Here is a 14,148-nt window from a genome sequence, read left to right as displayed (position 1 = left end):
CTTCAAGCTCGCCGACATGATCACGGGTATCGACGCGGCTGACTATTTGACGCTCGCCGCCGCGTGGGCGCTCGATCAGGGCCGCGACGCCAATCGCGAGATCGCGGAGGCCAAAGTCTTCGCTTCCGAAATGCTGGCGCGGGTCACCGACGAGGCACTCCAGATCCACGGCGGCATGGGACTCATGGACGATCTGCCGCTCGAGCGCTTTTGGCGCGACGCACGCGTCGAGCGGATCTGGGATGGCACGAGCGAGATTCAGCGCCACATCATTTCGCGCGAACTCCTCCGCCCGCTCGGGGGTTGAGCGTATGAACAAAACGACGCCACCACGAGGGGATCTATCGCGCCTTCTGCGGTCGCGCTCGATCGCCGTGATCGGAGGCCGGCCGGCCGCCGAGGTGATCAGGCAATGCCGCCGCATGGGTTTCGACGGCGCACTATGGCCCGTGCATCCCCGCCTCGATGAAGTGGAAGGGCTCAAAGCCTTTCGCTCGGTGGCCGACCTCCCCGATGCACCCGACGCCGCATTCCTCGCCGTCAATCGGGATCTGACGATCGAGGCGATGGCAGCACTTGCGGCACGGGGGGCGGGCGGGGCGGTCGCCTACGCGTCCGGATTTGCGGAAATTGCAAAGGGCGGTGCGGAGCGGCAGGCGAAGCTCATCGCCGCAGCGGGCGCCATGCCGTTCTTCGGCCCCAACTGCTATGGATTCATCAATTACTTCGACGGCGTGCTCCTCTGGCCGGATCAGCATGGCGGAGAGCGCGTGGCGCGTGGTGTCGCGATCATCACCCAGTCCGGCAACATGGGCGTCAACGTGACAATGCAGCGTCGCGCCCTACCCCTCGGCTATCTCGTGACCCTCGGAAATCAGGCGTCGATCGGCCTGGCGCGCATGATCGAAGCGGCTCTCGACGATGCGCGCGTGACGGCGATCGGCCTCCACATCGAAGGGATCGACGACGTTCCGGCCTTCGCGAAGGCTGCTCTGCGCGCGCGGAACATGGGCATCCCTCTCGTCGCACTCAAGATCGGACGCTCGCCCGCGGGCGCTCGGCTCGCCGTCAGCCACACGGCATCGGTCGCCGGACAAGATGCCGCAGTCGACGCATTCTTTGAGAAAGTCGGCGTCGTCCGCGTCCATTCGCTGCCGGTCCTGCTCGACGCCTTGAAGATTCTCCATGCATTCGGGGCACTTTCCGGCCGCGACATCGCGTCCTTGAGCTGCTCGGGCGGGGAGGCGGCCCTCATCGCCGATGCGGCCGAGGGAAAGCGGGTGCGCTTTCGCGCCCTCGATACCGCACAAGCCGCGCGCGTCGCGGCGACGTTGCCTGAGCTCGTCACGGTCTCCAATCCGCTCGATTACCATACGTTTCACTGGGGCAACGAGCCGGCTTTGACCGAGACGTTCGCTGCGGTGATGGCGGCCGATTACGACATGACCCTCTTGATCCTCGATTTTCCGCGCGGCGACCGATGCGATGACACGGCCTGGGACGCGTCGGTCCGCGCCCTCGTCGCCGCGTCCCGGCGGACGGGGAAGCGAGCGGGGATCGTCGCATCGCTGCCGGAGGCGATGCCGGAGCCGCGCGCCAAGGCGATCCTTGAGGCCGGGGTCGCCCCACTCTCGGGAATCGACGACGCACTCTCGGCCATCGAGGCGGCTGCGCGCGCGGGAGAATTGGCAAACCGACCGTCCTCTGCCCCGTTGTTCGCCCCGTTAGTGAGAGGCGAAAAAACCATCGCGCTCACGGAATGGGACGGCAAGTGCCGGCTCGCCGCCTACGGCATCGCCATACCGGAGGGTCGCGTGGTTACGACCGCCGAGGCCGCGGTCTCAGCCGCCGAAGTGTTTGGCTATCCGGTCGTTCTGAAGGCGCTTGGGTCGGAGATCGCCCATAAGACGGAGATGGGGGCGGTGAAACTCGATCTTCGCGATCGAGCGGGCGTGGTCGAAGCCGCGGCCGCGCTGGCCGGTCTTGGGGAGAAGCTTCTCCTCGAGCGGATGGTCATCGGTGGCCTGGCCGAGCTCCTGATCGGTGTGCGTCGGGAGCCGGGCTTGGGCTATTGTCTCGTGCTCGGGTGGGGTGGGGTCATGGTCGAGTTGATCGAGGACACGAGGCTTCTCCTTCTGCCGGCGACGCGGGAGGATATCGTCGATGCGTTCGCGTCGCTCAAGGTCGCCAAACTTCTCAAGGGATATCGCGCCAAGCCCAAGGGCGACGTTGAAGCGGTCGTCGCGGCCGCACTTGCACTTCAGGCATTCGCCATCGACAACGCCGACCGTTTGCTTGAACTTGAAGTCAATCCGCTCATCGTGCGCGCGGCAGGGCGCGGTGCCGTGGCGGCTGATGTACTCGTCCGTTTTATCGAGGAGGAAAGCCGTGGCTGATGGACCGATCCGGATTACGCGAAATGGCGCCGTGATGGAAGTGGTGCTCGATCGACCGAAGGCGAATGCGATCGATGCCGCGACCAGCCGCTTGATGGGGGCCGCATTCCAGCACTTCCGCGACGATCCCGATTTGCGCGCCGCCATCATCACGGGTGGCGGGGACAAATTCTTTTCGGCGGGCTGGGATCTCAAGGCGGCAGCGGCCGGAGAGGCGCCCGATTCCGACTATGGGGTGGGAGGGTTCGGCGGTTTACAGGAGCTGCCGGGCCTCAATAAGCCCGTCATCGCGGCGGTCAACGGCCTGGCCGTGGGTGGCGGCTTCGAACTCGCCCTCTCCGCCGACTTGATTCTGGCATCCGATCGGGCGCGCTTCGCATTACCCGAACTCAAATCCGGCACCCTTGCCGACGCCGCGACGGTCCGCCTGCCGCGCCGGATTCCCTATCACGTGGCGATGGATCTTCTTTTCACCGGGCGGTGGATGGAGGTGGACGAAGCATTGAAATGGGGCCTTGTCCGCGAGGTAACACCGGCGGACGAGCTGATGGCGAAGGCGCGGGAGCTTGCAGCCCTATTGGCTTCCGGCCCCCCACTCGTCTTCGCCGCGATCAAGGAGGTTGCGCGCGAGAGCGAGGGGCTCACGTTCAATGAAACGCTTGCCCGTGTCATGCGGCGCGGCTTTCCGACCGTGGCGACACTCTATGGCAGCGAAGATCGGCTGGAAGGTGCGCGCGCATTCGTCGAGAAGCGTCCCCCGGTTTGGAAGGGCCGCTGAAATCGATCTCGATCGTCAAGGAACGCAACATCGAAACAAGGCAGGTGACGTTTCATGAAACCTTCGGCCGCAAACGGCGATGTCGCGAAAATCCATGCATGGTTCGAACGTCTCGCGGCGTTCGTGCGCGCGGTCGATTTCGAAGGCGCTCGGACGATCTTCGCCGAGGACATGATCGCATTCGGCACCTTCAGCGATTTCCTCGTCGGGCGAGCCGCCGTCGAGGAAAAGCAATGGCGAAGCGTTTGGCCGAACATCGCGGACTTTCGCTGGAACCTCGCCGAGGCGCAAGCATTGGTCTCGGACGACAGGCTGCTTGCGGTCGGCATGGCGTGCTTCGATTCGACCGGTTTCGAACGCGACGGCAGCCGCTATCATCGTCCTGGCCGCGCTACCGTGGCACTCCGCCGCGCCGATCCCGCGGATGACTGGGTCGCCTATCACACGCACATGTCGCTCTTCCGCGGCGTGCCGCAACAATCGTTTCGACGAGAAGGCGGGAAAATGTGCGATGAGGATATCGGGGAGCGACCGATCAATGATTAGTATTTTCTGATTTTATAGATCGGACTCGAAGCACAAGATTTCGCGACCGCTCCGCTTAGTGGAAATGTCCGCCGATGAAGACCGATCCATAGACCGGCGGGCCGTAGTAATACCCGGGATAGTAATATCCGGGCGCGTAAGCGTAGCCGGGTGGGGGTGGAGGCGGAGGTGCGTAATAACAAGCGCCCAGCCCCGCCATCACGAATGTGAGGGCGGCGAGGCGTAAAAGCATTCCGCCAATGCCGCGATAGCTCATCGTCTCTCTCCTTATCCCGGCGCTCAATTCATGAGCCGCCAGGTTCCATCCGCCTGCAGGCAGGCCGTGCCGTGGGTCTGCTGCTGGGTGCCATCGATTGTCGTGGTCGTCTGATATTCCTTGCAGGTCCCTGTGCCGCCGGCACTGCCATTCTGCGGGCTAACTGGCGTCACCGTCGCGGAAGGCGCCCCGGCGGGCGGGGGATAATAAGAGCCCGGTGCATAACCGGATGACCCATAATCAAGCGGGGGACCGTAGGCGAGCGGTGGGCCGTAGACAACCGGAGGTGCCGCATAGATGGGTAAGCCGAAGGAAAACGAAACCGACCCACCGGCCCGAGCTTGGGGTGCCGCAAAGACAAGGGTTGCGACCAAGGCAGCCCCGAGCGCCGCAAGTCGACATCCGCGCTCCCGCCAAACTCTTTCGGGGAAATGATTGATCCCCATGCCCGATCCTCCGATCTCAACGGGTGATACGCGCAAAGCGCTTCAGCCTTGCGCCCCGCGCACGCCCGTGTCTCCTAAAATATATGTCATGAATCGCGGTTCGAAACCGGGGAGGCGGTAACAAAAATAAGGCCAAAGGATTAACCCGGTGGGTGCCAGCCTTTCGACAACATGCAGTTGTAGACTTGCGGATCCATCACGCGAAGGCCAAGAGTGTTCGTTTTTGGCTGTTGCGCCGCAGCGGGTGCCGGGTTTGGAGAAGGCGTCGGGTTTGCAGAAGGCGTCGGGTTCGCAGGTGGTGCTGGCGTTGCAGCGGGTGCTTGTGCCGCCGCTTGTGCCGGAGCGGGCGCGCTCGACGTCGGCGGCTTGGCGGCCACCGGTTGCTGCGCCGAAGTCTTTCCCACAACGGCCTTGCAGGCGGCCTGATCGTCCAAAAATTCCTGCAGGGTGGCCCCCTGCTTGGTGAGTCCGAAGCCAGCACCGCATCCGCATGCAGTCGCCGCCAAGGCGGCGACCAGAAACCCTCGAAAAACGGAAGCTTTACCCGACATCGAGCCTGCCCTCGGCGTTTCCCGCGACGAATGCCTATTTATATTGAGCCGTTTAGCTGGGTCCATCATTTCGTCGGCCGAATGGGATCAGGACTACCATTCTAATTTTTCGCCTCCCATGTCAAAATAGCGAGGCCGGAATATTGGAGAACGACGCCTCGACTTCGACCGACGGGGATTGCGATGAGGCTGGAGCTTCTGCTCGTGGCGCTCGGTGTCGTGCATTTCAGCACGGCGGCAAGCGCCCAATCGAACTTCATCGTTCAGGAAAAAAACATGCTGATCCTGAACGGTCTGGCCGGTGTTCCCAATGTCGTCGAGGGAAACGGGAAAATGGTCACGGAGAATCGCGCGGTCGGCGCCGTCACGGAGGTCAGGATCGATGGCGCCTTCGACGTCTCGGTCACGGTCGGACCGACCCCTTCGCTCACGGTCGAGGGGGATGAGAACGTGCTCCCGCTCGTCAAAACGGAAGCATCGGGGAAAATCCTCAGGATCTACCCGGACGGCTCCTACAGCACCCATTCGCCGCTCAAGGTCGCCTTGGCGCTTCCAGAGCTCGTCAAGCTTTCGTCAAGCGGTAGCTCGATGATTGCGGCCTCCGGGTTCGACCAGGATAGCTTGAAGGTCGACTTGAGCGGCTCGTCGATGGCGGCCCTTGCCGGGAAGGTGCACAACTTTGCGGGGTCGATCAGCGGCTCGGGGAGCTTGAGCGGGGAAAAGCTCGACGCGGATTCGGTCGCCATCGATATTTCGGGGGCGGGCAAGTGCACGGCGACGGCCCACCAGAGCGTGGTTGCCAATATCTCCGGCGCTGGCGCTATAACTGTCCACGGCAACCCGCCCAAGCGCAGCACTCACGTGAGCGGGGCGGGGCAAATTGACTTCGTAAATTGAGTGGCCGCGATGAAACTGAACGAAAACCAACTTGGCGATTTCGGGCGGGACGGCTTTCTCGTGCTGCCGAACCTTTTTTCGGCGCGCGAGATCGCGAGCCTGCGCGCCGCGTTCGAGACGGTCATCGGCGAGGATTCGCCGGCCAACGTCCGCGAGAAGCGGAGCGGGGAAGTGCGGACCGCGATGGCGCTCCACCTGCGAAACCCCATCTTCGAGCGACTCGTGCGCCATCCGCGCCTTCTCGAGCCGGCGTTCCAGCTTCTCGGCGAGGATGTTTACGCGCAGCAGGTGAAGGTGAACGTGAAGGCGGCCTTCGAGGGCGAAGCCTGGCAATGGCACTACGATTTCGCGACCCACCATCGCGAGGACGGCGTGCCGCGGCCGTTGGCGCTCAACCTCCACGTCTTTCTCGATGATGTAAACGAATTCAACGGGCCGCTCTATTTCATCGCCGGTTCCCATCGCCATGGCCCGGCACCCGCATTCCTCGACACAACCTCGACCAGCTATCCGCTTTGGTGCGTGGGGCGCGAAATCGTATCAACACTCGTCACGGAAGCCGGATTGTTTTCCGCAACGGGTCCCGCCGGCACGGCGCTCATCTTCGGCGATTGCCTGGTTCACGCGAGCCCGCCGAACCTCTCGCCGTGGGACCGGCGCATCTTTTCGCTGATCGTCAATCCGGTCTCCAATCGCCAGACGACGATGCAGCGGCCGGAATACAAGCATCATCGGGATTTCACGCCGCTCGAGCCGCTCGCCGACGATTGCCTTATGGAGATGCGGGCGGCCTGAGGCTCGCGGTGCCGCGTGTTACTAGTCGAGGAGCGCGCGGCCGGCGGGGGTGAGCTTGCAGACGAGCCAATCGGGCTTCAGCGGGTTTTTGAACCACGGCTCCGCCCAGCCATTCTCGACACAGCTTCGGATCGTACGCCGATCGACGCGCTGGCCCTCGGCGTCGAATAGAGGAAGCTTGCCGCCAGGCTGGTCGAGGCCCCGGATGAGCCAGTTTCGCTGCGCCTCGCTCAATTTCGACGAGTGAACCGGCGCTGCCGGCCGGTTGCGACGCCTTGCCGTCGGCAGCTTCACGACGTTTTCCGTCTCGCGCATCGTTCCCCCGGAGCGATAAGTTCAGTAGCAGATTATTATCCCGCTATCGTAACGCAGATCGCATTCGGGCGGTAGAGTGCGAACGCCCGAGCCCGCGATTAAATGTTCTGCCGCGTCTCAATCCGCCTGTGCTTGGGGTGCCACCGTGACGACGGCGGATTTCCGCCGGGTCTCGCGATAAATGATGTAGATGCCGCTCGAGATGACGATGAGGCCGCCGGCGAGCGTGCTCGGCCCCGGCAGTTCGTGCCAGACCACGTAGCCGAATAGCGTAGCCCAAATGAGGCCGGTATAGTTGAAGGGGCCTACCACTGCGGCGGCTGCGTAGCGAAACCCTTGGGTCAGGCAGAAATGCCCCACGACCCCGACGAGACCCATGGCCACGAACATGCCGAAGCCCGCGAGGTCGGGCGTCTTCCACGCAAATGGCAGGAGGAAGACGCTGCCAATCGTGCCGAACATCGCCTGGTAGAAGATGATGGTGAGCGCACGCTCCGTCCGTCCGAGACGCCGTACCGACACAAGGATCAGCGCATTAAGGATCGTGCTTGAAATCGCCGTGGCGAAGCCGAGCTTCGCACCCGCGCCCGAGGGATGCGCCATGACGAGTATGCCGATGAAGCCCACGATGACCGCACTCCACCGATGGACGCCGACTTTTTCCCCAAGAAGGGGGACCGAAAGAGCCGTGAGGAAAAGCGGCGTCGCGAACGAGATTGCAACCGCATCGGCGATGGGCAGGAGACTGAACGACGTGAACACGAGCAGCATAGAGACGAAACCGGCCGTGCCGCGAAAGAGGTGCAGGCCGATACGGCCCGTGCGAAGGGATCCGAGTCCTGGCCCCGCGAGCACCCATACCAGGCAGGGCAGGAATGCAAAGAACGAGCGGAAAAAGACGATCTCGACGATCGGATACTCGGCCGAGAGCCACTTGGCCATGGCGTTGAGGGCATTGAAGAAAAGGGTCGAGACCAAGACGAAAAGAATGCCGAGCTTCGGATCGTCGGTTGAGGCGGGCGCATTGGGTGGAGACGATATGGGCACGAATGCTCGCGTGCTGAAGGGGGGTTGGCCCGGGAAGCATTCCCGGCGGCGCTCAACGCAGTGTGCACTGTCGAAACAGGCTGCGGCAATGCCCCTCTCGTTGCGAGTATGCTTGCGAGGTGCCATGCTCTACCACCGTCTCCGGCAATTCAGCCGCTGCGCCCCAAGGAACCTCGATGGACCGAATCAAACTCGATCGCCTCGACCATCTCGTGCTCACGGTCGCCGACCTCGCGGCGACGAAGGCGTTTTATGAGCGCGTCCTGGGCATGAAGCCGGTCGCGTTCGGCGAGGGGCGCGAGGCACTCCATTTCGGCAATCAGAAGATCAACCTGCATCAGGCGGGTCGCGAGTTCGAGCCGAAGGCGTGGCGGGCGACACCTGGCTCGGCCGACCTTTGCTTCATCGTCGCGACCCCGCTCGACGACGTGATCGCCCATCTCAAGGATGAAGGTGTCGTGATCATTCATGGGCCGGTTGCGAAGACGGGTGCCACCGGGCCGCTTCGCTCCGTCTACGTCCGCGACCCCGACGGCAATCTGATCGAACTCTCGAATCTGCTCGGGAGCTAAGTAAAGCGCGCCGAAGCTCAAGGGTTCGGACCCTCTGGTGCTGCATGGCGGCACAACGTGTTCGGGGACCATGCTGCAACGTCGACCGCTCGGCGTCGTGGAGCCAAAACAGAAAAGCGATGGGAAGAAACGGGGGCAGCGAAACCATCCGCAGATCTTGGGTTGGAGTTGCCCGCGTAGAGCCGAAGCTCTCGTTCGCACGGCAAAGAAAGAGTTCGATGTTCGCAGCGGCGAGGCCCCTCGCTGGCGAAGTGTCAGGCTGGATTTCGGTTATGGTTCGGCGCGAGCCGTCCCTTCTCGATCGCGCTCGTATCGGCGTGCAACGTTGAACGGGGGCAGCCAATTCTCCCGGCGACAAATCCAGAGCTCATAGGTGGGTATCACTTGGTTCGGCGTATCGAAAGTGCCGGCAGGAATTTCGATTTCGTCGGCCGAGCGGCTGAAGAGCGAGGATCCGCAAACCGGGCAGAAATAGCGTCCGCGATAGTCGGCCGTCGTGCCGGTGATGCTGACCGCATCGGCGGGAAACACTGCAAAAGTATGGAATATCGCCCCGTGGTGCTTCCGGCAGTCCAGACAATGGCATATGCCCATCCGAAACGGTTCAGCAGCAATTTCCAGGCGGACTGCTCCACAAAGGCATCCCCCGCGATATTGCATTTTGCTCATCCGTCCTCCATCGCGCTTTGCTGTTCTGGCATTTTACCACCGACTGACCTCAACGAGAGCCAATCTTCAGCGCCGTATCGACGACGCGCGTCGCTGCTCGTCGCGGCATGTACCTGGCGATGCCGCCGTCGCCACAGCGGGCGATTTGTTGACGCGAGAAGTGTGTCCTGCAGCAATGATGCCGACGCGCTCGGCCGTCTAGAACGCCTTGAGCGTGCCGGCGAATACGACGGGACCGGTCGGCTGACCCGTCGGCGACCCGCCGGCGGGTTCGATGCTGATGGCGAGCGTTGCGCCATCCGTCAGTTCGGCGGGCAGGACGCCGAGCTTGAGCACGCCGCCGGAGGGAATGAGTCCGAGCGAGTGCGGCTGGGTTGCACCTGGTGCGATGGCCCATAGCTCGAAGGCACGATCGCTTGGCGGCGGGCCGGCCGCGAGCGCGCGCACGAAAAGCCCCGAACGGTTGGCGGTCGCCACCCAACCTGCCTGTTCCTGCTGAGGCGCGTGAAGCACGGCAACAAAGTTAGGAGCGGGCGGTGGCTGTATCACCGCGATATAAAGCGCAAGTGCCGCCGCGACGCTCGCGAACGCGGCCGTCGACCATCGCCACGCGACCGCACTATCCCACAGGCGTCGAATCCCGAGCTGGGCCGTAGGCTTCGCGATCCTCCTTTCGATTGCATGCCACGCGCCGGCGGGCGGATCGGCCGGTGCCGCGAGTGCCGAAAGGGGGTGAAGCTTCTCCTGCCAGAATAAGATCGCGCGATCGAGCGCCTCGTTGCCGGCGCGCGCCTCTGCGATGGCGCGCGCTTGCTCGGGGTCGAGCAGACCAAGCACATATTCTCCGGCGAGCGTATGAAGCTCTTCCTCGTTCGTCGGAATCATGATTGCAAACAACTCCGCAGTGAAAGCAAGCCCCGCCGCACCCAGCTCTTGACGCTGCCAAGCGGTGCGGCGATACGCTCAGCGATCTCCGTGTGCGACATTCCGTCCACGAACGCCAGGAGCACGCAGCGCCGCTGCCGCTCGTCGAGGAGGTCGAGGCATCGACGCAGCGCACGCGCCGCCGCCGCGGCGTCGATCTTCTCGATCGCGTCGGAATCGAGAGGCGCGTCGCCGAGCGTTGGATCGTCGGTCGGAATCTCGCGACGAAACTTGCGTGCGGCATCGAGTGCTCGGAAGCGAACGATGCCTGTAAGCCACGCCGCGCCAGTGCCGCGCTCGACGGAGAAGCTGCGGGCGTTCTGCCAGACCTGAATGAAGCAATCCTGCAGAACGTCCGCCGCGACGTCCGGACGCCGCACGATGCGAAGGGCGATACCGTAGAGCCGGCGCGATTCAAGTTCGTAGAGTCGCCGGAGGGCGGTCTTGCTGCCGTGTCCCACGGCCTCGATCAAGGCGTCAGGCGAGGATAGCGCGACGGTTGCATCGTCCATGACGCCGTCCCATTGAAATCGCGGATGCGCATCGTGCCGTGAAACTGCGCACATATCAATCGACAGGGATGGGTGCCTATCCCGGAACGACCCCTGGTCTCGTGCTTCTCATAGGGCCTACGCGCCATCGATGAAAATAGATGCAATATCGCTGCATCCGATCGGCGCGCCGGCGCGTAAGGCAAAGGTAGGCCGCGTTGGCCGAGGACAATCCGACGCCCGCGGGCGGTCATAAAAGGGAGATCGATCATGAGAATCAAATTGCTGAGCGCTGCTGCCGCGATTGCGCTGTCGATCGCCGGTGGCGCCGTAGCCGCTAGCGACCCGATGGTGGGCGGTGCTGCGATGTATGACAGCAAGAACATCATCCAAAACGCCGTCAACTCGAAAGACCACACGACCCTTGTCGCGGCGGTCAAAGCCGGTGGGCTCGTCGATACGCTCGAAGGCGCGGGGCCGTTCACGGTCTTCGCCCCCACCAATGAAGCTTTCGCGAAGCTGCCGCCGGGCACCGTCGACACGTTGCTTAAGCCCGAGAACAAGGCGACTCTCGACAAGATTCTGACTTATCACGTGGTTCCAGGCCGCCTCGATTCGATGGCGCTCGATCGGCAGATCGCGAGCGGTGGTGGGAAAACGATGCTCAAGACCGTGCAGGGCGACATGTTGACCGTGACGGGGAGCGGCAAGAACCTGTCCGTGACCGACGAAAAGGGCAACACCGCGACGGTCACGATTTCCGACGTGTATCAGAGCAACGGCGTTATTCTCGTCATCGACAAGGTGTTGATGCCGAACTGAGCGCTAGCCACGCCAAGGCCGGGCGGGCAGCCGGCATGTGCCGGTCCCGCTCGGCGGGCATGCCAGAGCGATCGCCGATCAGCGTTCCACCACCTTGCGATAAAGGTGCCAGGTGGCATGCCCGAGCACGGGCATGACGATGGCGAGGCCGAGCAGGAAAGGCAATGACCCGACGACCAAGGCCACCGCGACGATCAACCCCCAAATGGCGATCGGGCCCGGGTTCGTGCGGACAGCGTCTACTGACGTCGATATGGCCGTGTACACACCGACGTTCCGGTCGACCAACAGCGGAAATGACACGACGCTTATCGTCAGCACCAGCACGGCAAAAAGGAATCCGACGCCCACGCCGACGAAGATCAGCGCCCAGCCGGCATCTGTCGTGAACACGTCGTGGACGAAGGCAGCGATGGAGGCCGGCGGCTTGGGACCGAGTGTGACGTCATAGATCAAATACGCCACGATCAGCCAGAGCAGAAAAATCACCAACAGCACAAAGCCGAGCGCCAGGATCGCCCCGATTGCCGGCGAGCCGATCACGCCGAGGGCGTCCGACCAACTTATGTCAGCACCCTGCTCACGCCGCCGGCTCATTTCGTAGAGACCGATGGCCGCAACCGGGCCAATGAGTGCGAAGCCCGAGGCGAGCGGGAATACCAGCGGCAGCATGTCGTAGCCTGCGGCCAAACGTGCCAGAACCAGACCGGCAATGGGGTAGATGAGGCAATAGAAAATGACATCGGTCCGGTAGGCTGAGAAGTCACTAAGACCTTTGGCCAAGACCTCTCTGAGATCGCCCGTCGCAATCCGGCGCACGACCGGTGGAGCTACGTCCTGTCTTTGCTCGGCACCCAGGATCGTTTGGCCCGCCGATCCGATCGCTGCCGTCGCCTGTTTGAGGAAATCCCATCCCCACTCGATTGGATTTCGGATGTGGTGGTCGCTAGCCATGTTCGCTTCTCCCAAACCGCGAGTTCGAGGGTTGCGCGGACCAAGGATGTAACGACCGTTCCGGCCGCCGACCTCCAGGGAGCCGCGACCCTACGCACGCCCAATTATACTCCGATTTCGGGCTCGTCTCTCGTCACATCTCCACACAGTCGTGCGTTCGTTTGAATGTCCCGGTGTGGGGAGTGCTAGTATATGGACTCTGACGGTCGCCCTCTTCAGGGTCGTGGCCGGCCGAACGCCGAGGCCCCGCCACGTCTTTGAGCGCATGGGCATCCACACGAATGGAGAAATCCCCGCTGATAAGCGCTGCCGCCCCGTGATGAGTTTCTATGCGAAATTTCACATAATTGTGATGCTCGCCCATCGTCGGAATGATGCGAAGCTCGCGTAATCGGATTAACGGAATGGATGAAGGACCCATGAAAAGGCATGAATGTTTCGTATGCTCCCGCCGCGCGTTGCTTGCCGGCATCGGCGCCTTGGCGTTTGGCAAGGCGCTCGTATCGGGTCGGGCCGTCGCACAAACGACCGGGTCATCCAAATTGCCGATCGGCGTCATTGGCTCGGGCCATATTGGTGGCACGATCGGCTCCCTATGGGTTAAAGCCGGCCATCCGGTCCTGTTCTCGTCTCGACATCCGGAAGAACTAAGCGGCCTGGTCGAGGGGCTCGGTCCTCTCGCCAAGGCCGGCACGGTGGCGGAGGCGATTGCTTTCAGCGACGTACTCTTCCTCGCAGTCCCCTACGGCGCCTTGCCGCAAATCGGAAGCGACTACCATGACGCACTCAAGGGCAAGATCGTCCTGGATGCCGGTAACGCGGTTGCGGCACGGGACGGGGCCATTGCCGATGAGGTGGAACGTGAGGGTGTCGGGGTAACGTCCCAAAAATACATGGCGGGAACGCGTCTGGTGCGCGCGTTCAATACGCTCAACTATATGATTTTCGCCCACGATGCCAACCGTCCCGATCCCAAGCTTGCGATCCCGATTGCCGGCGACGATGCCGAGGCCGTGCGAGTCGCCGCCGGATTGGTGCGCGACGCGGGCTTCGACCCCGTGATCGTCGGCAATCTCAAGGACGCGCGCCGGTTCCAGCGCGGCGGGCCCGGCTACGGCCAGGAGGTGAGTGCGGCCGAGCTGAAGCAGAAACTGGACTTGGCCCCGTGACATTTTCCTGGCGCCGGCTTGCGCATTTGATGCCGGCAACACCTGGTGAGCGCAGGGCCGCACTTTGGTCGTTCGCCTATTTCTTCATGCTTCTGGCTGGCTATTACGTGCTGCGCCCGCTCCGCGATCAGATGGGCATTGCAGGCGGGCTCAGGGCGTTGCCGTGGACATTCACGGCGACCTTCGTGACACTCCTCGCCGCACAGCCGCTCTATGGGGCACTCGTGGCAAGGCTGCCGCGCGCACGGTTCATTCCGATCGTCTATCATTTTTTCGCCGCCAATCTTGTGCTCTTCTGGGTGCTCCTGACACTGGGCGTCGCACCCGTCATCGTGGCGCGCGTCTTCTTCATTTGGGTCAGTGTTTTCAACCTATTCGCGGTCGCGGTGTTCTGGTCCTTCATGGCCGACATCTTCACCAGCGAACAGAGCAAGCGCCTGTTCGGCTTCATCGGTGCCGGCGGCACCGCAGGCGCATTGCTCGGCCCGACCATCACGATATTCCTCTCGGTGCCGCTCGG

General features: G+C 62.9%; 18 protein-coding genes and 1 pseudogene. 10 read left to right on the top strand and 9 right to left on the bottom strand.

Annotated elements, in window-relative coordinates; translation table 11 throughout:
* The 4 genes from VEJ16_11495 to VEJ16_11480 form a co-directional block, all read left to right on the top strand.
* Positions 1-307 (top strand): acyl-CoA dehydrogenase family protein (locus VEJ16_11495; protein HYB10285.1); only part of this gene is annotated, 307 nt, incomplete at its 5' end.
* A 4-nt stretch (positions 308-311) separates the two neighbouring features.
* The gene (locus VEJ16_11490; protein ID HYB10284.1) at positions 312-2,396 is read left to right on the top strand and encodes an acetate--CoA ligase family protein; all 2,085 of its coding nucleotides are present in this window, start codon (positions 312-314) and stop codon (positions 2,394-2,396) included.
* Positions 2,389-3,174 (top strand): carnitinyl-CoA dehydratase, encoded by a 786-nt coding sequence (locus VEJ16_11485; GenBank protein HYB10283.1) that lies wholly within the window; start codon positions 2,389-2,391, stop codon positions 3,172-3,174. Before VEJ16_11490 ends, VEJ16_11485 begins: the two co-directional genes overlap by 8 nt.
* 54 nt (positions 3,175-3,228) lie before the next feature.
* The gene (locus VEJ16_11480) at positions 3,229-3,720 is read left to right on the top strand and encodes a nuclear transport factor 2 family protein (GenBank protein ID HYB10282.1); all 492 of its coding nucleotides are present in this window, start codon (positions 3,229-3,231) and stop codon (positions 3,718-3,720) included.
* 55 nt (positions 3,721-3,775) lie between these two features.
* Here VEJ16_11480 and VEJ16_11475 read toward each other — a convergent pair whose 3' ends face one another.
* From VEJ16_11475 to VEJ16_11465, 3 genes are all read right to left on the bottom strand, one after another.
* Positions 3,776-3,976, bottom strand: a complete 201-nt coding sequence (locus VEJ16_11475) for a hypothetical protein (protein HYB10281.1) — start codon at positions 3,974-3,976, stop codon at positions 3,776-3,778.
* Between the two features lie 23 nt (positions 3,977-3,999).
* Positions 4,000-4,422: a hypothetical protein gene (locus tag VEJ16_11470; GenBank protein HYB10280.1), complete on the bottom strand. Its 423-nt coding sequence runs from the start codon at positions 4,420-4,422 to the stop codon at positions 4,000-4,002.
* Positions 4,423-4,562: 140 nt separating this feature from the next.
* Positions 4,563-4,973 (bottom strand): hypothetical protein, encoded by a 411-nt coding sequence (locus VEJ16_11465; GenBank protein ID HYB10279.1) that lies wholly within the window; start codon positions 4,971-4,973, stop codon positions 4,563-4,565.
* A 183-nt stretch (positions 4,974-5,156) separates the two neighbouring features.
* Between VEJ16_11465 and VEJ16_11460 the strand changes: the two genes are divergently transcribed.
* Both VEJ16_11460 and VEJ16_11455 read left to right on the top strand, forming a co-directional pair.
* Positions 5,157-5,870, top strand: a complete 714-nt coding sequence (locus tag VEJ16_11460) for a DUF2807 domain-containing protein (protein ID HYB10278.1) — start codon at positions 5,157-5,159, stop codon at positions 5,868-5,870.
* Between the two features lie 9 nt (positions 5,871-5,879).
* Positions 5,880-6,665 (top strand): phytanoyl-CoA dioxygenase family protein, encoded by a 786-nt coding sequence (locus VEJ16_11455; protein HYB10277.1) that lies wholly within the window; start codon positions 5,880-5,882, stop codon positions 6,663-6,665.
* A 21-nt stretch (positions 6,666-6,686) separates the two neighbouring features.
* Here the strand turns inward: VEJ16_11455 and VEJ16_11450 are convergent, their stop codons facing one another.
* On the bottom strand, positions 6,687-6,980 hold the full coding sequence (locus VEJ16_11450; GenBank protein ID HYB10276.1) for a hypothetical protein: 294 nt from the start codon (positions 6,978-6,980) through the stop codon (positions 6,687-6,689).
* 117 nt (positions 6,981-7,097) lie between these two features.
* Entirely contained in the window at positions 7,098-8,027 is a 930-nt protein-coding gene (locus VEJ16_11445) for a DMT family transporter (GenBank protein HYB10275.1), read from the bottom strand.
* A gap of 176 nt (positions 8,028-8,203) precedes the next feature.
* On the opposite strand from VEJ16_11445, the gene VEJ16_11440 reads away from it, so the two are divergent.
* A complete protein-coding gene (locus VEJ16_11440; protein ID HYB10274.1) occupies positions 8,204-8,599 on the top strand; it encodes a VOC family protein in 396 nt (131 codons plus the stop codon).
* 270 nt (positions 8,600-8,869) lie between these two features.
* On the opposite strand, the gene VEJ16_11435 is transcribed toward VEJ16_11440, so the two are convergent.
* The 3 genes from VEJ16_11435 to VEJ16_11425 all read right to left on the bottom strand — a co-directional run bounded on the left by VEJ16_11435 (position 8,870) and on the right by VEJ16_11425 (position 10,704).
* Positions 8,870-9,259, bottom strand: a complete 390-nt coding sequence (locus tag VEJ16_11435; GenBank protein HYB10273.1) for a GFA family protein — start codon at positions 9,257-9,259, stop codon at positions 8,870-8,872.
* 207 nt (positions 9,260-9,466) lie between these two features.
* Positions 9,467-10,153 carry an anti-sigma factor gene (locus tag VEJ16_11430; protein ID HYB10272.1) on the bottom strand — a complete coding sequence of 229 codons (687 nt, stop codon included), beginning with the start codon at positions 10,151-10,153 and terminating at the stop codon, positions 9,467-9,469.
* On the bottom strand, positions 10,150-10,704 hold the full coding sequence (locus tag VEJ16_11425) for a sigma-70 family RNA polymerase sigma factor (protein ID HYB10271.1): 555 nt from the start codon (positions 10,702-10,704) through the stop codon (positions 10,150-10,152). Before VEJ16_11425 ends, VEJ16_11430 begins: the two co-directional genes overlap by 4 nt.
* Positions 10,705-10,953: 249 nt before the next feature.
* Between VEJ16_11425 and VEJ16_11420 the strand changes: the two genes are divergently transcribed.
* Complete coding sequence (locus VEJ16_11420; GenBank protein ID HYB10270.1) at positions 10,954-11,505, top strand: fasciclin domain-containing protein; 552 nt, start codon at positions 10,954-10,956, stop codon at positions 11,503-11,505.
* Between the two features lie 78 nt (positions 11,506-11,583).
* Here the strand turns inward: VEJ16_11420 and VEJ16_11415 are convergent, their stop codons facing one another.
* Complete coding sequence (locus VEJ16_11415) at positions 11,584-12,459, bottom strand: DUF2189 domain-containing protein (protein HYB10269.1); 876 nt, start codon at positions 12,457-12,459, stop codon at positions 11,584-11,586.
* A gap of 419 nt (positions 12,460-12,878) precedes the next feature.
* On the opposite strand from VEJ16_11415, the gene VEJ16_11410 reads away from it, so the two are divergent.
* Positions 12,879-13,628: an NAD(P)-binding domain-containing protein gene (locus VEJ16_11410; protein HYB10268.1), complete on the top strand. Its 750-nt coding sequence runs from the start codon at positions 12,879-12,881 to the stop codon at positions 13,626-13,628.
* A pseudogene (locus VEJ16_11405) lies at positions 13,580-14,148 on the top strand (MFS transporter). The gene VEJ16_11410 and the pseudogene VEJ16_11405 overlap by 49 nt, the downstream one beginning before the upstream one ends.

It is taken from the genome of Alphaproteobacteria bacterium, from assembly GCA_035625915.1.
Lineage (GTDB): Bacteria > Pseudomonadota > Alphaproteobacteria > JACZXZ01 > JACZXZ01 > DATDHA01.
Note: the sequence above shows the minus strand (reverse complement) of the source record. Positions and strands in the feature narration are given on the sequence as shown.